This is a genomic window from Nocardioides ginsengisoli (assembly GCF_039537225.1).
In the GTDB taxonomy this organism is placed as follows: Bacteria; Actinomycetota; Actinomycetes; order Propionibacteriales; family Nocardioidaceae; genus Nocardioides; species Nocardioides ginsengisoli.
In genome coordinates, this window is record NZ_BAABAC010000004.1 from 36735 (window position 1) to 51239 (window position 14505).

Annotated in this window: 18 protein-coding genes; 7 read left to right on the forward strand and 11 right to left on the reverse strand. The window is 73.2% G+C overall.

Translation table 11 applies throughout. From position 1 onward, the window contains the following. The first annotated feature begins 62 nt into the window (after nt 1-62). The 5 genes from AB4880_RS01335 to AB4880_RS01355 all read left to right on the forward strand — a co-directional run bounded on the left by AB4880_RS01335 (nt 63) and on the right by AB4880_RS01355 (nt 5628). Nucleotides 63-1436 (forward strand): MFS transporter, encoded by a 1374-nt coding sequence (locus AB4880_RS01335; protein WP_367917396.1) that lies wholly within the window; start codon nt 63-65, stop codon nt 1434-1436. A gap of 103 nt (nt 1437-1539) precedes the next feature. Then, complete coding sequence (locus AB4880_RS01340; protein WP_367917397.1) at nt 1540-2925, forward strand: hypothetical protein; 1386 nt, start codon at nt 1540-1542, stop codon at nt 2923-2925. Then, nucleotides 2922-3449 (forward strand): hypothetical protein, encoded by a 528-nt coding sequence (locus AB4880_RS01345; RefSeq protein WP_367917398.1) that lies wholly within the window; start codon nt 2922-2924, stop codon nt 3447-3449. The genes AB4880_RS01340 and AB4880_RS01345 overlap by 4 nt, the downstream gene beginning before the upstream one ends. Nucleotides 3450-3489: 40 nt before the next feature. Continuing rightward, nucleotides 3490-4506: a TIGR03617 family F420-dependent LLM class oxidoreductase gene (locus tag AB4880_RS01350; protein ID WP_367917399.1), complete on the forward strand. Its 1017-nt coding sequence runs from the start codon at nt 3490-3492 to the stop codon at nt 4504-4506. A gap of 123 nt (nt 4507-4629) precedes the next feature. Continuing rightward, a complete protein-coding gene (locus AB4880_RS01355) occupies nt 4630-5628 on the forward strand; it encodes a PDDEXK-like endonuclease domain-containing protein (protein ID WP_367917400.1) in 999 nt (332 codons plus the stop codon). Here AB4880_RS01355 and AB4880_RS01360 read toward each other — a convergent pair. The 8 genes from AB4880_RS01360 to AB4880_RS01395 form a co-directional block, all read right to left on the reverse strand. After that, nucleotides 5510-6280: an enoyl-CoA hydratase-related protein gene (locus AB4880_RS01360; protein ID WP_367917401.1), complete on the reverse strand. Its 771-nt coding sequence runs from the start codon at nt 6278-6280 to the stop codon at nt 5510-5512. The two genes, AB4880_RS01355 and AB4880_RS01360, sit on opposite strands and share 119 nt — an antisense overlap. 26 nt (nt 6281-6306) lie before the next feature. Next, nucleotides 6307-6864, reverse strand: a complete 558-nt coding sequence (locus tag AB4880_RS01365; RefSeq protein ID WP_367917402.1) for a COG4315 family predicted lipoprotein — start codon at nt 6862-6864, stop codon at nt 6307-6309. Nucleotides 6865-6961: 97 nt separating this feature from the next. After that, a complete protein-coding gene (locus AB4880_RS01370; RefSeq protein WP_367917403.1) occupies nt 6962-7618 on the reverse strand; it encodes an anti-sigma factor family protein in 657 nt (218 codons plus the stop codon). After that, the gene (locus AB4880_RS01375) at nt 7615-8124 is read right to left on the reverse strand and encodes a sigma-70 family RNA polymerase sigma factor (protein ID WP_367917404.1); all 510 of its coding nucleotides are present in this window, start codon (nt 8122-8124) and stop codon (nt 7615-7617) included. The genes AB4880_RS01370 and AB4880_RS01375 overlap by 4 nt, the downstream gene beginning before the upstream one ends. A gap of 57 nt (nt 8125-8181) precedes the next feature. Beyond that, complete coding sequence (locus AB4880_RS01380) at nt 8182-8565, reverse strand: VanZ family protein (protein ID WP_367917405.1); 384 nt, start codon at nt 8563-8565, stop codon at nt 8182-8184. Beyond that, entirely contained in the window at nt 8562-9020 is a 459-nt protein-coding gene (locus AB4880_RS01385) for a class III extradiol ring-cleavage dioxygenase family protein (protein WP_367917406.1), read from the reverse strand. Before AB4880_RS01385 ends, AB4880_RS01380 begins: the two co-directional genes overlap by 4 nt. Continuing rightward, nucleotides 9017-9877 (reverse strand): dihydropteroate synthase, encoded by an 861-nt coding sequence (gene folP, locus AB4880_RS01390; protein WP_367917407.1) that lies wholly within the window; start codon nt 9875-9877, stop codon nt 9017-9019. Before folP ends, AB4880_RS01385 begins: the two co-directional genes overlap by 4 nt. Then, the gene (locus AB4880_RS01395) at nt 9877-10764 is read right to left on the reverse strand and encodes a glucosyl-3-phosphoglycerate synthase (RefSeq protein WP_367917408.1); all 888 of its coding nucleotides are present in this window, start codon (nt 10762-10764) and stop codon (nt 9877-9879) included. Before AB4880_RS01395 ends, folP begins: the two co-directional genes overlap by 1 nt. A 118-nt stretch (nt 10765-10882) precedes the next feature. On the opposite strand from AB4880_RS01395, the gene AB4880_RS01400 reads away from it, so the two are divergent. Beyond that, a complete protein-coding gene (locus AB4880_RS01400; RefSeq protein WP_367917409.1) occupies nt 10883-11086 on the forward strand; it encodes a hypothetical protein in 204 nt (67 codons plus the stop codon). 1 nt (nt 11087) lies between these two features. Here the strand turns inward: AB4880_RS01400 and AB4880_RS01405 are convergent, their stop codons facing one another. After that, nucleotides 11088-11915 (reverse strand): N-acetylmuramoyl-L-alanine amidase family protein, encoded by an 828-nt coding sequence (locus tag AB4880_RS01405; protein ID WP_367917410.1) that lies wholly within the window; start codon nt 11913-11915, stop codon nt 11088-11090. Beyond that, entirely contained in the window at nt 11912-12916 is a 1005-nt protein-coding gene (gene galE, locus AB4880_RS01410; protein ID WP_367917411.1) for a UDP-glucose 4-epimerase GalE, read from the reverse strand. Before galE ends, AB4880_RS01405 begins: the two co-directional genes overlap by 4 nt. A gap of 70 nt (nt 12917-12986) precedes the next feature. Between galE and manA the strand changes: the two genes are divergently transcribed. Continuing rightward, on the forward strand, nt 12987-14165 hold the full coding sequence (manA, locus tag AB4880_RS01415; RefSeq protein WP_367917412.1) for a mannose-6-phosphate isomerase, class I: 1179 nt from the start codon (nt 12987-12989) through the stop codon (nt 14163-14165). A gap of 21 nt (nt 14166-14186) precedes the next feature. On the opposite strand, the gene AB4880_RS01420 is transcribed toward manA, so the two are convergent. After that, nucleotides 14187-14486 carry a DUF2516 family protein gene (locus AB4880_RS01420; RefSeq protein ID WP_367917413.1) on the reverse strand — a complete coding sequence of 100 codons (300 nt, stop codon included), beginning with the start codon at nt 14484-14486 and terminating at the stop codon, nt 14187-14189. Between the last annotated feature and the right edge of the window lie 19 nt (nt 14487-14505).

A 14505-nucleotide genomic window follows, 5' to 3' on the forward strand; every position in this document is an offset into this window, starting at 1 on the left:
TCCGCTGCCATACAGCGGAACCCACCGTCGGCCGCCCGCCACGTCACGCCACACTGAGGGCCGTGACCAAGCAGGCAGCCGATGACCGTTGGCTGTTCGCCACCCTCGCCGCGATCACCGTCGTGACGGCGATCGTCAGCAGCCTCGGAGCCCCCTTGGTGCCCAGCATCTCGGCGCGGTACGACGTCCCGCTGAGCACCGCCCAGTGGGTGCTCACCTCCCCCTTCATCATGGCGGCCGCGGTGACGCCGGTGCTCGGGCGCTGGGGTAGCGGCCGGCTGCGGCGACCGGTGCTGCTCGCCGGCCTGGGCGTGGTCCTCGCCGGCGTCGTGCTGGCCGCGATCCCGATCAGCATCGGGACCCTCATCGCCGGCCGCACCCTGCAGGGCGTCGGCCTCGCCCTCACCCCGCTCACCCTCGCCGTCGCGCGCGACGTCTGGACCGCCGACCGGCTGACCTCGCGGTTGTCGCTGCTGTCGATCGCGACCGTGTCCGGCGCCGGCCTCGGCTATCCGATCACCGGCCTGATCGCGGAGCACTGGGGCATCAGCGGCGCCTACCTCTTCGGATCCGCGATGGTCGCGCTCACTCTGCTGCTCGCGAGCCGCTTCCTGCCCCGCCAGGCTCACGGCGACCCGCAGCGCGTCGACCTGCCGAGCGTCGTCCTGATCAGCACCGGCATGGTCGCCACCCTGCTCGCCGTCAGCCAGGGCGAGCTGTGGGGCTGGACGTCGCTCGCGGTCCTCGGCCCCGCGGCGGGCGGCGTCCTCCTGCTCGCGGGCTGGGTGGTCCGCACCCGGCGGCTGAGCAGGGGCGGCGGGCAGCCGCTGGTCGACCTGCGGCTCGCGGTCCGCGCCGGCGTCCTCGGCCCGAATATCGTCTCCTTCGCCATCGCCATCGGCATGTACGGCCTGCTGACGCTGGTCGTGCTGCTGGTCCGCGGCGACGGCACTGCGGGCTGGGGCCTCGGCCTCGGCGCGACCGAGGCGGGCCTGGTGCTCGTGCCGTACTCGCTGCTCAGCGTCACCGGCAGCCGGCTCGCGCTCCGCCTCGCCCGCCGCCGCGGCCCCCATCTGCTGCTGCCCCTGGGCTCGACCGTCTTCGCGTCGGCGATGGCGCTGCTCGCGTTCCGCCACGGCAGCTTCGCGGAGGCACTGCTCGCGATGGCGATCGGCGGCCTGGGCAGCGGGTTCACCTTCTCGTCGCTGCCCAGCCTGATCGTGCCGCACGTGCCGCAGGCCGAGACCGGCAGCGCGCTCGCCTTCAACCAGCTGCTGCGCTATCTCGGCTTCTCGGTGGGCTCGGCGGTGACCGTCGCCCTCCTCGAGGTGTACGGCGGCGACCTGGCCGCCTTCCGCGCGACGGCCCTCACCATGGCCGGTGTCTGCCTGCTCGCGGCCGCGGGCGTGGCCCGGCGCCGGGTTCCGACCGGCTAGACCATGACTTGGGGACAAAGTGGTTCCCCAGCATGGGTGATCCCGCCGCGCTCCGCGGAATGGAATGGATGGGCTCCATCCACCTTCCCGAGGGGGGAACAGCATGGCCCGTCCTCAGCGCTCATCCCGAGCGCGGGTCGCGCGGCGCCGCCGCTCGATCGCCGTACTCAGCTGTCTGGTGCTGGCCCTCGCGGCCGCACTCCTCCCGTCCGGCGCAGCCCGGGCGGCCACCAATCCGTTCACCATCGATGGCAATGCCCCCGACGCGGGCACCATCCAGCTCAACGATGTGTTCGGCAATGTCAAGGAGCTCGGGCCCGCCAACGGCACGGCCACCAAGATGGGCGTGATCCACCCCGCGCCGGTCCCCATGCTCGACCTGACCAACCCCAACGGGCAGGTCGACCTGCGCCGCGCCTGGCTCGACCTCAGGCGCGACAGCACCAACAACGACGGGGTCTACTTCGCGTGGGAGCGGGACGCCAACACCGGCAGCGGCTTCATCGCCTTCGAGTTCATGAAGAACCCGATCCCGGCGGCCTGCAACAGCTACCAGGGCACCAACGCCTCGCTGATCGCCAACTGCAACCCGTGGAAGAACCGGACCGCCGGCGACTTCCTCATCCTCTGGGACCAGCAGGGCAGCAGCACCACGCTCTACAAGCGGATCTGGCAGCAGTCCGGGACCAGCCTGGTGCTCGGCCCGAGCGTGGCCATCACCAACGGAGCCGCGGCGTTCAGCAGCGACGGCTTCAAGGGCGAGGCGGCCGTGAACATCACCGCGGAGGGCCTCGAGACGGCCGGTTCGTGCGTGTCGTTCGCGAACGTCATCCCGAGCACGGTCACCGGCAACTCCGATCAAGCGCACTACAAGGACACGATCCTTCAGGTCCTGCCGCCGATCAGCAACTGCACCGCGTCGACCTCGACCACTCCGCAGGACGGGGCCGGAACCCCGGTGCCCGCGGGCGGCCTCTCGATCGGCACCGGCGTGACCGCGGTCAAGGACTCGGCGACCATCAGCGTGTCCGGAGGCACACCGACACCGACCGGATCGATCTCCTTCTTCCTGTGCAAGCAGGACACGGGGACCTGTGACACCGGCGGCACCTCGGTCGGCTCGACGAGCATCGCGGGCGGCAGCTATCCCGAGACGGTGGCCTCGCCGACGGCGTACGTCACCTCGGCCGGACGGTACTGCTGGCGGGCCACCTGGCCCGGCGACAGCGCCAACGGCATCCCGGCGGCCGGCGACTCGGCGGCCAACGAGTGCTTCATCGTCAACCCGGTGACACCCACGCTGACCACCAGCGCGGGCGCGGGCGTCGTCCTCGGCAACGCGGTGACGGACACCGCGACGCTCGGCGGCACGGCGACCCACCCGGCCACCCCGGTCATCAACCTGACCGGTGCGTCCGGACCGCCGGCGGGCGGCACGATCACTTCAAGCTGTACGGCCCGAGCGACACCGGCTGCGGCTCGCTGGTGAGCACCTCCTCCGCCGTCACCGTGAGCGGCAACGGCAGCTACGGCACGCCGAACCCGCAGGTCGTCCCGACGGCCATCGGCAACTACCACTGGGTGGCGGTCTACAGCGGGTCCTCGCCCAACACCTCGGCTCTGACCCACAACGCGGCCTGTGACGACACGAACGAGGACGTCACCGTCCGCGACGTCCCGTCCTCGCTGTTCACGGGGCAGAGCTGGGTGCCGAGCGACTCGATGACGGTCTCCGCGCCAGTTGGCGGCAGCCTCGCCAGAATCGCCCACTTCGCGTTCTACACCAACGCGACCTGCACCGGCACGGCGGTCTACACCGACGCCGAGACGGTGAGCGGCACGTCGCCGCAGACCGTGACGAGCGGCAACGCGCCCGCCCAGTCCGCGAGCGGCTCGTACTCGTGGAGCGTCAGCTACGACAGCACCAACCCGGCACAGCGCGACATCCCCGCGACCTGCCAGGAGACGTCGGGGCTGACCGTGACGAACGGAGGCACCGTCTCGAGTCCGTGAGGTGATGCGGAGCGGCCGCCCGTCCGGTTGGATGGGCGGCATGCTCCTCGACGTACAGCTGGACGCCCGGCCGGACCGGGCTCGGGAGCGCGCACGTGAGCTCACCGAGGCCGGGGCGGCCGGGCTGTTCACGTTCGAGGGGCCGCACGACGTCTTCCTGCCCCTCGCGGCGGTCGCCGGCGAGGTCGACGCCGACCTGATGACCAATGTCGCGATCGCGATGCCGCGCTCGCCGATGCACCTCGCGCACACCGCCTGGGACCTGCAGCTCATGTCGGGCGGCCGGTTCCGGCTCGGGCTGGGCTCGCAGATCCGCCCCCACATCGAGAAGCGGTACGGCGCCCAGTGGTCGCCGCCCGCGGCCCGGATGCGCGAGATCGTGGCCGCGACCAAGACCATCCTGCACGCCTGGCAGGAGGGCACTCGCCTCGACTTCCGCGGCGAGCACACCACCCACACCCTGATGCCGCCGACCTTCGTCCCCGGCCCCAACCCCCACGGCGCCCCGCCGGTCCTGCTCGGCGCCCTCGGCCCGCTCATGACGCGCACCGCCGCCGAGGTCGCCGACGGCCTGCTGGTGATGCCCTTCCACAGCCACCGCCACTTCCACGAGCGGACCCTGCCCGCCGTCGCCGCCGGCCTCGAGACCGCCAGCCGCTCCCCCGCCGCCTTCGCGATCCACCCGCAGGCCATCGTCGCGATGGGCCGCACCGACGCCGAGCTCACGGCCGCCCGCGCCGGCGTGCGCGCGCTGCTGGCGTTCTACGGCTCCACGCCGTCCTACCGGCCGGTGCTCGACATCGAGGGCTGGGGCGACCTCGAGCCCGAGCTCAACCGGCTCTCCAAGGACGGCGACGTCGCCGCGATGACCGCGCTCGTCGACGACACCATGCTCACCACCCTCGCCGTCACCGGCACTCCGGAGGAGTGCGCGGCCGAGATCGGCCGGCGGTTCGGCGGCGTGACCGGCGTCAGCCGGGTGTGCTGCTACTTCCCGGGCTACGACCCGCCCCTGGAGCAGGTCGCCGCGCTGGCGTCGGCCCTCGGGCAGTACTGAACCATCCACAGTTCGGCGTCTTTCGGCCTCGAAACGCCCGGAACGCCCCGAACCGTGGATGGTTCGTGAGCCTGCCTGTGGAGGGCGCACCCACCGGCGCGCTCGTTGCGCCACCATCGCCCCATGGAGGACCCGGACGTCGTCGTACGCGAGTCGGGCGGCATCGTCGATGCGGCGACGCTGCGCCGGCGGTGCGGCGCGCAACGAGTGCGCCGCGCCGTCGACGCCGGCGAGATCGTCCTCCTGCGCCGCGGCCGCTACGGCGTGCCCGGCCTCGCCGACGCCGCCCGGCTCGCGGTCGAGCTGAACGGCACGATCAGCCACCTCAGCGCGGCGCTCGCCTGGGGCTGGCAGGTGAAGGACCCACCGGACAGGCCGCACCTCACCCTGCCCCGAGGCCGGACGGTGAGCACCCGGCACCGTCGCGAGGTGCACCTGCACTGGCAGGACCGCCCGCCTCGCGCCCACGTCGACGCCCGCGGTGTCCGGCTGGCCGACCCCCTCGAGACGCTGGTCGGCTGCCTCAGGTCCGAGCCCTTCCCGGCGGCGCTGTCGGTCGCCGACTCCGCCCTCCGCTCCGGCCGGGTACGACGTGCCGACCTCCTCGACGCCGTCACGACCTCGGCGCGGACCGGACGGACCCGCGCGCTCCGGGTCGCCCGGGCCGCCGACGGACGTGCCGCCAACCCGTTCGAGTCGTGCCTGCGGGCGATCTGTCTCGACGTCCGCGGCCTGACCGTGCGGCCGCAGGTGCAGATCGGCCCCTACCGGGTCGACCTCGCCGACGTCGCGCTCGGCATCGTGATCGAGGCGGACTCACGCACCTGGCACGCCGGGCCGGCCGAGCACGACGCCGACATCCGCCGCTACACCGCGCTGGTCGCCGGCGGCTGGATCCTCGTCCGGTTCACCCATCACGACGTGATGCACGACCCCGCCTACGTCGCCACGGTGCTGGCCGACGTCGTCGACCAGGCCCGCCGCACCCGCGGCGCGCGGCGGGTCAGCGACCGAACGCCGGCTTCTCCTTCGCCAGGAACGCCCGCACGCCCTCGGCGAAGTCGGGCCCGCCGTACACCTCCCGGAGCAGCGGCTCCTCGTCGGCCGGCGCGGTCTCGGTGATCGCCGCCCGCTCGCGCAGCTGCTGCTTGGTGACGCGCAGGGTGACCGGGGAGGCCTGCAGGATGCCGTCGACGAGGGCGTCGACCTCGGCGTCGAGGGCCGCCCGATCGGCGACCTCGGTGGTGAGCGCGCCGACGGCGTACGCGCGGTCGGCGGTGACCAGGCGCGAGGCGAGGAGCATCTCGCGGGTCAGCGACTCGCCGAAGACGGCGGCGCAGCGGTAGAGCACCGGCGACGACAGCGCGTTGCCGAGGGTGCGCGCGATCGGATAGCCGAAGCGCGAGGACGACGTCGCGACCCGCAGGTCGCAGTTGGTGGCGACGGCGAGGCCGCCGCCGACGCAGACGCCGTCGATCGCGGCGATGGTGACCTGCGGCAGCGCGAACAGGCCGTCGAGCATCTCGCGGATCCACGTCTCGTACTCGACGGCGTCGGCCTCGAGGAAGTCCGCGATCTCGTTGCCCGCGGCGAACGCCTTGCCGCCCTCGCCGTGCAGGACGACGACCCGCACCGACCGGTCCTCGGCGAGCTCGAGCCACAGCGCGCGCATCGCGGCGTACATCGCCTGGGTGAAGGCGTTGCGGCGCTCGGGACGGTTGAAGGTCACCGTGACGACACCGGGGCGGTCGCGGTCGATGATCAGCTCGCTCACGCCCCGGATCATTCCAGGCGGCCGGGTCAGTAGTTGTAGCCCCCACCGCCACCCGTCGACGACGGCGACGGCGAGCCCGGCGACGACGTCGAGCCCGACGAGCCGCCCATGGTGGTCACCTTGGCGCCACGGGCGTCGACGACCCACCAGATGTGGTCGTAGCCCGGGCCGTAGGCGTCCTCGGCGTCCTTGTCGAGCGAGTAGGTGTAGAGCGGGTGGCCGTTGAGCGTGAGCTGGCTGCCCCCGTTGGCGTCCTTGACGGTGCCGAGGGTGCCGGACACGCCGGGGCCGAGCGTCGGGTTCGCGGGCGCCGACACCGAGGGCCACAGCGGCACGCACGGGCCGACGCAGGCGCTCGTCGTCTCGCCCGCCTTGTCGAGGTCGTAGAAGTAGACGGTCTTCCCCGAGGAGTCCACGAGGACCTTGCCCACCTTCCCCTTGGTCGCCAGCTTGAGCACCGGCCCCGAGCCGCCGGTGCTGCCTGGGCTGTGGTCACTCGAGGCCTTGTCGGACGAGGTGCCGCAGCCGCCCAGGGCGAGAACGGCTGCGGCGAGCATCGGTACGGCGACGGCACGCTTGTTCATCGGGACTCCTCAGGTCGGATCCGGTCGTCTCCCTCTCGGAGGGACACCCCCGAACGGAGCCGATCGCCGGCCGGTTCAACGCGATCGCGAGGAGATCTCAGACGTCGGCGGCGAGCAGCAGGGTCCCGTCGGAGCCGCGCAGCTCGACCCGGCTGATCGCACGCGGTGCCAGGTCGGTCGCGCCGGTCGTGCGCGCGGTGTCGCCGGGGCCGGCGCGCCAGCGCGCCACCAGCTGCCGGTGGCCGCTCGTGTCGACGACATAGAGGTCGTAGCTGTGCGTGCCTCCGTAGCCGGCGCCGTAGGTGCAGGTCATCGCGACCTTCGTGCCCCAGGACGTCGGCGTCAGGCTCACCGACGCGCGCAGCGGGTTGGGGACGACGCTGGCGAGCGCGACCGTCTCGCCGCCGCCGCGGGCGGGCGGCTCGTTCCGGTCGGCCACGACCACGCCCGCGCCGACGCCCCCGACCACCACGACCGCCGCGGCGGCCGCGAGCAGGCGCACCCGGCGCCGGGGACGCCGGTGCGGCACCGGCACGGCCGGGGCGACGGGAGGCGGAGCGGGCTCCGCGTCCAGGTACGCCGCGCCGTCCTCGTCGGGCACCAGCCGCAGCAGCCCGGGCAGCATCCCCAGCTCGGCCAGCGCCGCCGCGCAGCGGGCGCAGCCGTCGACGTGCTCCTCGTACTCGCGGCGCTCGGCGCTCGACAGCGCACCGAGGACGTAGGCGCCGTCCCAGTCCGCGTACGGATCGCTCATCGGGTCACCCCCCGCTCCTGCAGGGCGAGCCGGAGGGCGCGCAGGCCGTAGTGCAGCCGGGACTTCACCGTGCCCGGCGGGATGTCGAGCGCCGCCGCGATCTCGGCGACGCTGAGCCGCAGGTAGTAGGCGCGGACGACGACCGCCCGGTGCTCGACGCTCAGCGTGGCCAGCGCGTCGCCGACGAGCAGGGCGTCGAAGAGCGCGTCGACCCGGTCCGGCGCGATCGTGTCCAGTGTCTCCGGGACCTCCGCCGCGGTCGTCTCGTGCCGCGCGCGCGAGGAGCGCGCCTCGTCGACGACGAGATGCCGGGCGACGGTGTAGAGCCAGGCCCGCGCCGAGCCGCGGTCGTCGTCGCGGATGTCGCGCTGCCAGGCGCGCAGCAGCGTCTCCTGGACGACGTCGGCGGCCCGCTGCCGGTCACCGACCAGGCGCAGCACGTACCTCTCCAGCGCTGCCGCGTGATCGCGGTGCAGCGCCCGGATCAGGTCGGGATCGCCGGGCATCGTCCACCTCCGTGGAGGACACGACGACGGGAGCCGTTCGGTTCACCGTCGGGTCCATCATGCTCCGGCAGCGGGTACGACGCGCGCCAGCAGGTCGCGGACCGGCGTCCGCGAGGTCAGCATCCCGAGCCCGACGCCGGCGGCGTCGGCCACCGCGTCGCGCCAGTCCATCATCCGGTCGGTCGTGAGCGTGCCCTGCGCGATCTCGAGCCCCACGCCCAGCAGCACCAGCCCGATCGCGGCGAGCAGCAGCGCCCGCCCCGGCCGGAACAGCTGGACGGCGACCAGCGCGAGCGCGCCGTAGGCGGTCAGGTGCTCCCATTTGTCGCTCGCCGGGATGTCCGGCCCGGGCGGCGGCGCGCCCAGCGACAGCACGACGACCGCCACGATCATCAGCACCCAGAGGCCGAGCCAGAGCGCGGGCCAGCGCAGCGCCTTCATCGGGACCAGACCGCGACCCAGTACTGCACGCCGAAGGGCGCGTCGTCGTAGCGGACGTCGGCCTCGGCCAGCGGCGGCAGCCCGCCCAGGCAGGCGGCGTCGGCCCAGAGCTCCTCGGCCAGCGCCAGGTCGATGTCGGCGAAGCTTGCGCGCAGCCCGGCGTCGAACGCCTCGGCGCGCGGGTCGAGGTGGCCGGGGGCCTTCTCGGTGCGCTTGGCGGAGCCGTTGCCGACGACGAGCACGCCCGTCTCACCCTCGCCCACCACCTCGGCGGAGGCGGCCGCGACCAGCGCCGCGCCGACCCGCAGGCCCGACGGCCCGGACGCGACGACGCGCACCCGCGGCCCGAGCCGGGCGACGGCGGACAGGCAGGCCGCGCGCAGCTCGGCGACCGGGTCCTGCAGCGAGGCGTACGCCGGCAGCAGCGCCGGGACGCCCGGAACCAACGCGATCACTGAATGCCCCGAATCGCTCGCAGCGGCGGTCGTCGCCCGGCGATCGACCACACCATGTCGACGGTCTGCCGGGTCTCGACGACCTGGTGGACCCGGTAGATCCGGGCGCCCGCGAGGGCACACACGGAGGTCGCGGCGAGGGTGCCGAGCAGCCGCTCGCCGACCTCGAGGCCCAGCGTCTCGCCGACGAAGTCCTTGTTGGACAGCGACACCAGCACCGGCCAGCCGGTCGCGACCATCTCCCCCAGCCGCCGGGTGACCTCGAGCGAGTGGAAGGTGTTCTTGCCGAAGTCGTGGGCGGGGTCGATGACGATCGACTCGCGGGCCACGCCCGCGGCGAGCGCCCGCTCGGCGTAGGCGACGGTGTCGGCGATCGCGGCGGCGACCACGTCGTCGTACTCGATCCGGTAGGGGCGGGTGCGGGGCGTGACGCCGCCGGTGTGGGTGCAGATGATCGCGGCGTCGTACTGCGCGGCGACGTCGACCAGCTCGGGATCCGCGCCGCCCCACGCGTCGTTGAGGACGTCGGCGCCGACCTCGCAGACCGCGGCGCCGACCTCGGCCCGCCAGGTGTCGACGGAGATCACCAGGTCGGGGTAGGTCTCGCGGACCTGGGCGACGAAGTCGACGACCCGGTCCTTCTCCTCGGCGGCGGAGATCTCGACGCCGGGCGCGGCCTTGATGCCGCCGATGTCGACGATCTCGGCGCCCTGCGCGACGACCTCGGCGACCCGCGCGAAGGCGGCGTCCTCGGCCCAGGTCGCGCCCTTGTCGAAGAACGAGTCGGGCGTGCGGTTGACGATCGCCATCATCAGCGGCTCGTCGCCGAAGGCGTGCCGTCCGAGCTTCACCTGCATCACAGATACGCCTCCGCCGCCGGTCGCTCGAGAGTGGGTACGACGCGCTCGACCGGCTCGAGCCCGCGCAGGTACTGCCGCAGCACCGCCTCGTCGGCGCCGGCGACGCCGACCCGGGCCAGCGCCGCGGCGAGGATCTGGGTCGCCATCCCCCCGAGGTCGCGCAGCGCCTGGTGGCGGTGGGCGCGGACGCCGAGGTCGACCTGGGCGATCGCGTCGGGGCCCGCCGCGCGCACCGTGTCGACGAGCGCGGCCAGCTCGACGGCGTAGCCGGTGGGGACCGAGAGGCTCGCGAACCACGAACGGCGGACGGCCCACTCGCCGGCCAGCGGCTGCACGAGCGCCCCGAGCTCGGGGAAGAGCAGCGCGATGAGGGGCCGGGCGACGAGCTCGGTGACGCGGCCGCCCTCGAGCGGGCCCTCGGCGCCGGGCCGGTCGTAGAAGCCCTTGACCAGCTGCACCGCCGGGTCGGACAGCAGCGGACCGAGCAGGCCGGGCACGAAGTGCGTGTCCCAGTCGTGCAGGTCGGCGTCCATGAACACGACGAGGTCGCCGGAGGTGACGAAGAGCGACTTCCACATCGCCTCGCCCTTGCCGGGGTGGGTGCCGAGGTCAGGGCGGATCTCGGCGGCCCGGTGCACGCGCGCGCCGGCGGACTCGGCGACGGCGTAGGTGTCGTCGACGGAGTCGCTGTCGATGACGACGATCTCGTCGACCAGGTCGACGGTCTCCATCAGCGCCGCACGCACCCGCGCCACGACGGCGCCGACGGTCGCGGCCTCGTTGCGGGCCGGGACGACGAGGCTGACCCGCTGCCCCAGGTCACCCTTGCGACCCAGAAGTCCCTCGAGGCTCCAGTCGTCCCAGTGGGCGGCGCGGATCCCCATGCTGCCAACCTACCGGCCACCACCGGCTCGCCCGTCTCGGCCCCGGACGAGGTATTTGGTGCTACCGTCGCAAATCTCGGGAACCATCGGGATGCTCCCTCCCCCCTGGAGTTTCAACATGGCTCTACGACGTCTTCGACGCAAGGTCCGGTGCTGGCTCAAGCACGGCCCGCGCGGCTGCCCGCACATCGAGCGCCACTCGCGCCGGCGCCCACGCCCGGGCTCGCCGGCGGCCCCGGTCGCGCCGGCGTCCGAGCCGGCGACCCTCACCCACCCGCTCCGGCTGCCGGCGTCGCCGCTCGGCCGGCACCAGCGCGACTGAGTCAGGACAGGAACGCCGCGACCGCGGCGGCCAGCGCCCGCGCATAGCGGAGGCGCCCAGCCGCGCTCTCCATCACGCGCGCGTCGCCCGCGGCGCGCATGTTGCCGAGCTCGGCCAGCACCGCCGGGACGTCGGACAGGTTGAGCGTCCCCAGATCGGTGCGGACGTCGATGCCGTCGCTGCCGACGTACGTCGCCGGGGTGAAGCCCTGCGCCACCAGCGCGTCGCGCAGGTCGTCGGCCAGCCGCCGCGAGGGCCGCTCGATGTCGTCGGTCCAGCCGGCGAGGTCGCCGGGCCGGATCACGTGGAAGCCGTGCGCGCCCGACGACAGGACGCCGTCGCCGTGCAGGCTCACCCGGACGTCGGCCGTCGGCCCCGGCTGCCCCGGGTTGCCGAGCCGGCCGCGTACGTCGACGCAGGGCCCCCACGTGTCGGCGCTGTTGTCGGGACGGGTCAGCAGCACCCGCGCGCCTTGCCGGCGCAGCAGCCGCCGGGCCTCGAGCGCCACCTCCCAGGTGAAGGTCGCCTCCGGGTAGCCGTCGTCGGTCGCCGTCCCGGTGGTGTTGCACTCCTTGGTGAAGCCGCCGGCGTCGACCGGCCGGTTGATCTCCGCCGGGAAGCGGGCATTGCCCAGTCGGTGGCCGGGATCGATGACCACGACCTTGCCGCGCAGGGGTCGCTCGACGCGCGGCTTCGGCGCGGGCTGCGCTGCCTTCGTCGCGGGAGCGGCCGCGGAGGTCGGCGCGACCGGAGGCGACGCCTCACCCCCGGCACAGCCGGCGAGGAGCGCCGCCGCGGCCAGGAACGAGGCGAGCCGCCGCACGCTCACGCGTACCCCAGCACGTCCTTCCGCCGCTCGCCCCAGGCGAGCGCCGAGGCGATGGCCTCGTCGAGCGAGAGCTCCGTGCGCCAGCCGAGCAGCTCGGCCGCCTTGTCGGCGTTGGCGAAGGCGCCCGCGGCGTCGCCCGGACGCGGCGGCGCCTCGGTGACGGGGACCGGCCTGCCGACCACCCGCTCGACCGCGGCGAGCAGCTCGCGGACGGTGACGCCGTCGCCGGCGCCCAGGTTGATGTAGGTGTAGGGCGCGTCGACCTTCGCCAGCACGTTGTCGAACTCCTCGACCGCGCGCACGTGCGCCCGGGCCAGGTCCCAGACGTGGATGTAGTCGCGGATGCCCGTGCCGTCGCGGGTCGGGTGGTCGGTGCCGGTGATCGTGAAGGTGTCGCGGAAGCCCAGCGCGGTCTGCGCCATCAGCGGGACGACGTGCGTCGCGTCGCGCAGGTGGTAGCCCGTCGTGAGGTCGGGGTCGGCTCCGATCGGGTTGAAGTAGCGCAGGATGATCGCGCGCAGGTCGGTCGCCGTGGCCAGGTCCTCGAGGACCTGCTCCATCATCCGCTTGGTGCGGGCGTACGGCGAGGTCGGGTCGACCTGGTCGTCCTCGGTCACCTCGAACTGCGGTGTGAGCGCGTACAGCGAGGCGGTCGAGGAGAACAGGATGCGCGGCTTGCCGAGCGCGGTGAGCTCGTCGAACATCTCCAGCGACTTGGCCACGTTGTCGCGGTAGTAGTCGTACGGCTTCTCCACCGACTCGGGCACCACGATCCGCGCGGCCATGTGGATGGTCGCCTCGAGGTCGGGGTGCTCGGCGACCACGCGCCGCAGCAGGGCACGGTCGGCGACGTCGCCCTCGTAGAAGATCCGGTCGCCGACGTAGACGCGCGGTCCGCTGAGCAGCGAGTCGAGGATCACCGGCGTGTGGCCGGCCTGCTCGAGGGCCTTGGCCGTGATCGACCCGAGATAGCCGGCGCCGCCGGTCACCAGAACCTTCATGAACCCGAGGGTACTGAGGGATCCTGGTCAGTAGAGTCTCCCCGTTCCCACCCCCGCCAGGAGGTCTCCTTTGCTCCCCCTCCAGTGCCCCACCCAGAACTATGACTGGGGCTCGACCGATGCCATCCCTGGCTTCCAGCGACGCCAGCCGCTGGGGATGCCGGTCGCCGAGGTGTGGCTGGGCACCCACCCGATGGGGACGGCGCAGATCGTCGACGAGCGGGGCGGCGAGCGGCCGCTGACCGAGGTGGCGGGCCACCTGGACTTCATGCTCAAGGTGCTGGCCGCCGACCGGCCGCTGTCGATCCAGGTCCACCCGAATGCGGCGCAGGCGCAGGCCGGCTACGCCGCCGAGGAGGCGCGCGGCGTACCGCTCGATGCTCCGGAGCGGGTGTTCAAGGACCCGCGCCCCAAGCCGGAGATGGTCGTGGCGCTGTCGACCTTCGACACCCTGGTCGGCTTCCGACCGACCGCCGAGATCCTGCGGGTGCTGATGCCGCTGGCCCACCCGCGGGTGCGCGAGCTGACCCGGCAGCTGCGCACCGACCCCGGCTTCGCCGGCATCGTCCGGCTGCTCGAGGGCCTGCTGCTCGACCCGCCGAGCGCCGAGGACGTCGCCGCGATCGTCGACCAGTGCCGCGACGCCCTCGCCGACGGCATCGACATCAAGCGCGCCTACGCCACGGCGGTCGAGGTCGAGAAGCACTTCCCCGGCGACGTCGGGGTGCTCGTCTCGCTGCTGCTCAACCGGCTCACCCTGCAGCCCGGCGAGGCGGCGTACCTCGACACCGGCATCATCCATGCCCACCTCAGCGGCATGTGCCTCGAGGTGATGGTCTCCTCCGACAACGTGCTGCGCGCCGGCCTGACGTCCAAGCACGTCGACCCCGCCGGCCTGGTCCTCTGCCTCGAGGAGGGCATGTCGCGCGTGGCCCGCGTGACGCCGCACCTGTTCGGGACGTCGACCGACATCTTCAGCCCGAGCCGCGAGTTCGCGCTCTCGATGACCCAGAGCTCGCAGGCCGACCCCGCCGGCGTGACGCTGCCCGCCACCGGCCCCCGGCTGCTCATCTGCACCGGCGGCGAGGTCGCCGTCCTCAACGAGCGTGACGAGATGCTGCACCTGCGCCGCGGCGACGCGGCCTATGCCGACGAGGGCGACGGCGAGCTGCGCATCGTCGGCACCGGCGAGATCGCCCAGGCCTATGCGCCCGAGGGTGCGACGGGACGTCTCGACGACCTGCTGTGACGACGCCGCGCGGGCGAGAGGTCAGCGGCGGCGCAGCCCGGCGAGCGCCGGGCGGACGTCGGCGAGGTAGACGCACGCCGCGACCAGCATCGCCAGGTTGACGATCGAGAGCGGGATCGGGACCAGCTGCAGGGCGACGCCGATGCCGAGGATGATCGTCCAGGTCGCCTTGTTGAGCTTGTCGGCGGCGACGTAGGACTGACCGGAGTAGAGCACGGCGCTCACGAACGCGAAGATCTTGATGACGAGGAGCACGAACGCGATGGCGACGTTGATCCACATCTCCACGTCGCTGTACGCGCCCACGAATGCACCGCTCATAGTGGCTCGATCCTAGAGC

Excerpts from the sequence above, each read along its gene's own strand:
- AB4880_RS01340 (WP_367917397.1), top strand. The coding sequence starts at position 1,540 with ATGGCCCGTCCTCAGCGCTCATCCCGAGCGCGGGTCGCGCGGCGCCGC.
- AB4880_RS01350 (WP_367917399.1), top strand. The coding sequence starts at position 3,490 with ATGCTCCTCGACGTACAGCTGGACGCCCGGCCGGACCGGGCTCGGGAG.
- AB4880_RS01355 (WP_367917400.1), top strand. The coding sequence starts at position 4,630 with ATGGAGGACCCGGACGTCGTCGTACGCGAGTCGGGCGGCATCGTCGAT.
- AB4880_RS01365 (WP_367917402.1), bottom strand. The coding sequence starts at position 6,864 with ATGAACAAGCGTGCCGTCGCCGTACCGATGCTCGCCGCAGCCGTTCTC.
- AB4880_RS01370 (WP_367917403.1), bottom strand. The coding sequence starts at position 7,618 with ATGAGCGATCCGTACGCGGACTGGGACGGCGCCTACGTCCTCGGTGCG.
- AB4880_RS01375 (WP_367917404.1), bottom strand. The coding sequence starts at position 8,124 with ATGCCCGGCGATCCCGACCTGATCCGGGCGCTGCACCGCGATCACGCG.
- AB4880_RS01380 (WP_367917405.1), bottom strand. The coding sequence starts at position 8,565 with ATGAAGGCGCTGCGCTGGCCCGCGCTCTGGCTCGGCCTCTGGGTGCTG.
- folP (WP_367917407.1), bottom strand. The coding sequence starts at position 9,877 with ATGCAGGTGAAGCTCGGACGGCACGCCTTCGGCGACGAGCCGCTGATG.
- AB4880_RS01395 (WP_367917408.1), bottom strand. The coding sequence starts at position 10,764 with ATGGGGATCCGCGCCGCCCACTGGGACGACTGGAGCCTCGAGGGACTT.
- AB4880_RS01400 (WP_367917409.1), top strand. The coding sequence starts at position 10,883 with ATGGCTCTACGACGTCTTCGACGCAAGGTCCGGTGCTGGCTCAAGCAC.
- galE (WP_367917411.1), bottom strand. The coding sequence starts at position 12,916 with ATGAAGGTTCTGGTGACCGGCGGCGCCGGCTATCTCGGGTCGATCACG.
- AB4880_RS01420 (WP_367917413.1), bottom strand. The coding sequence starts at position 14,486 with ATGAGCGGTGCATTCGTGGGCGCGTACAGCGACGTGGAGATGTGGATC.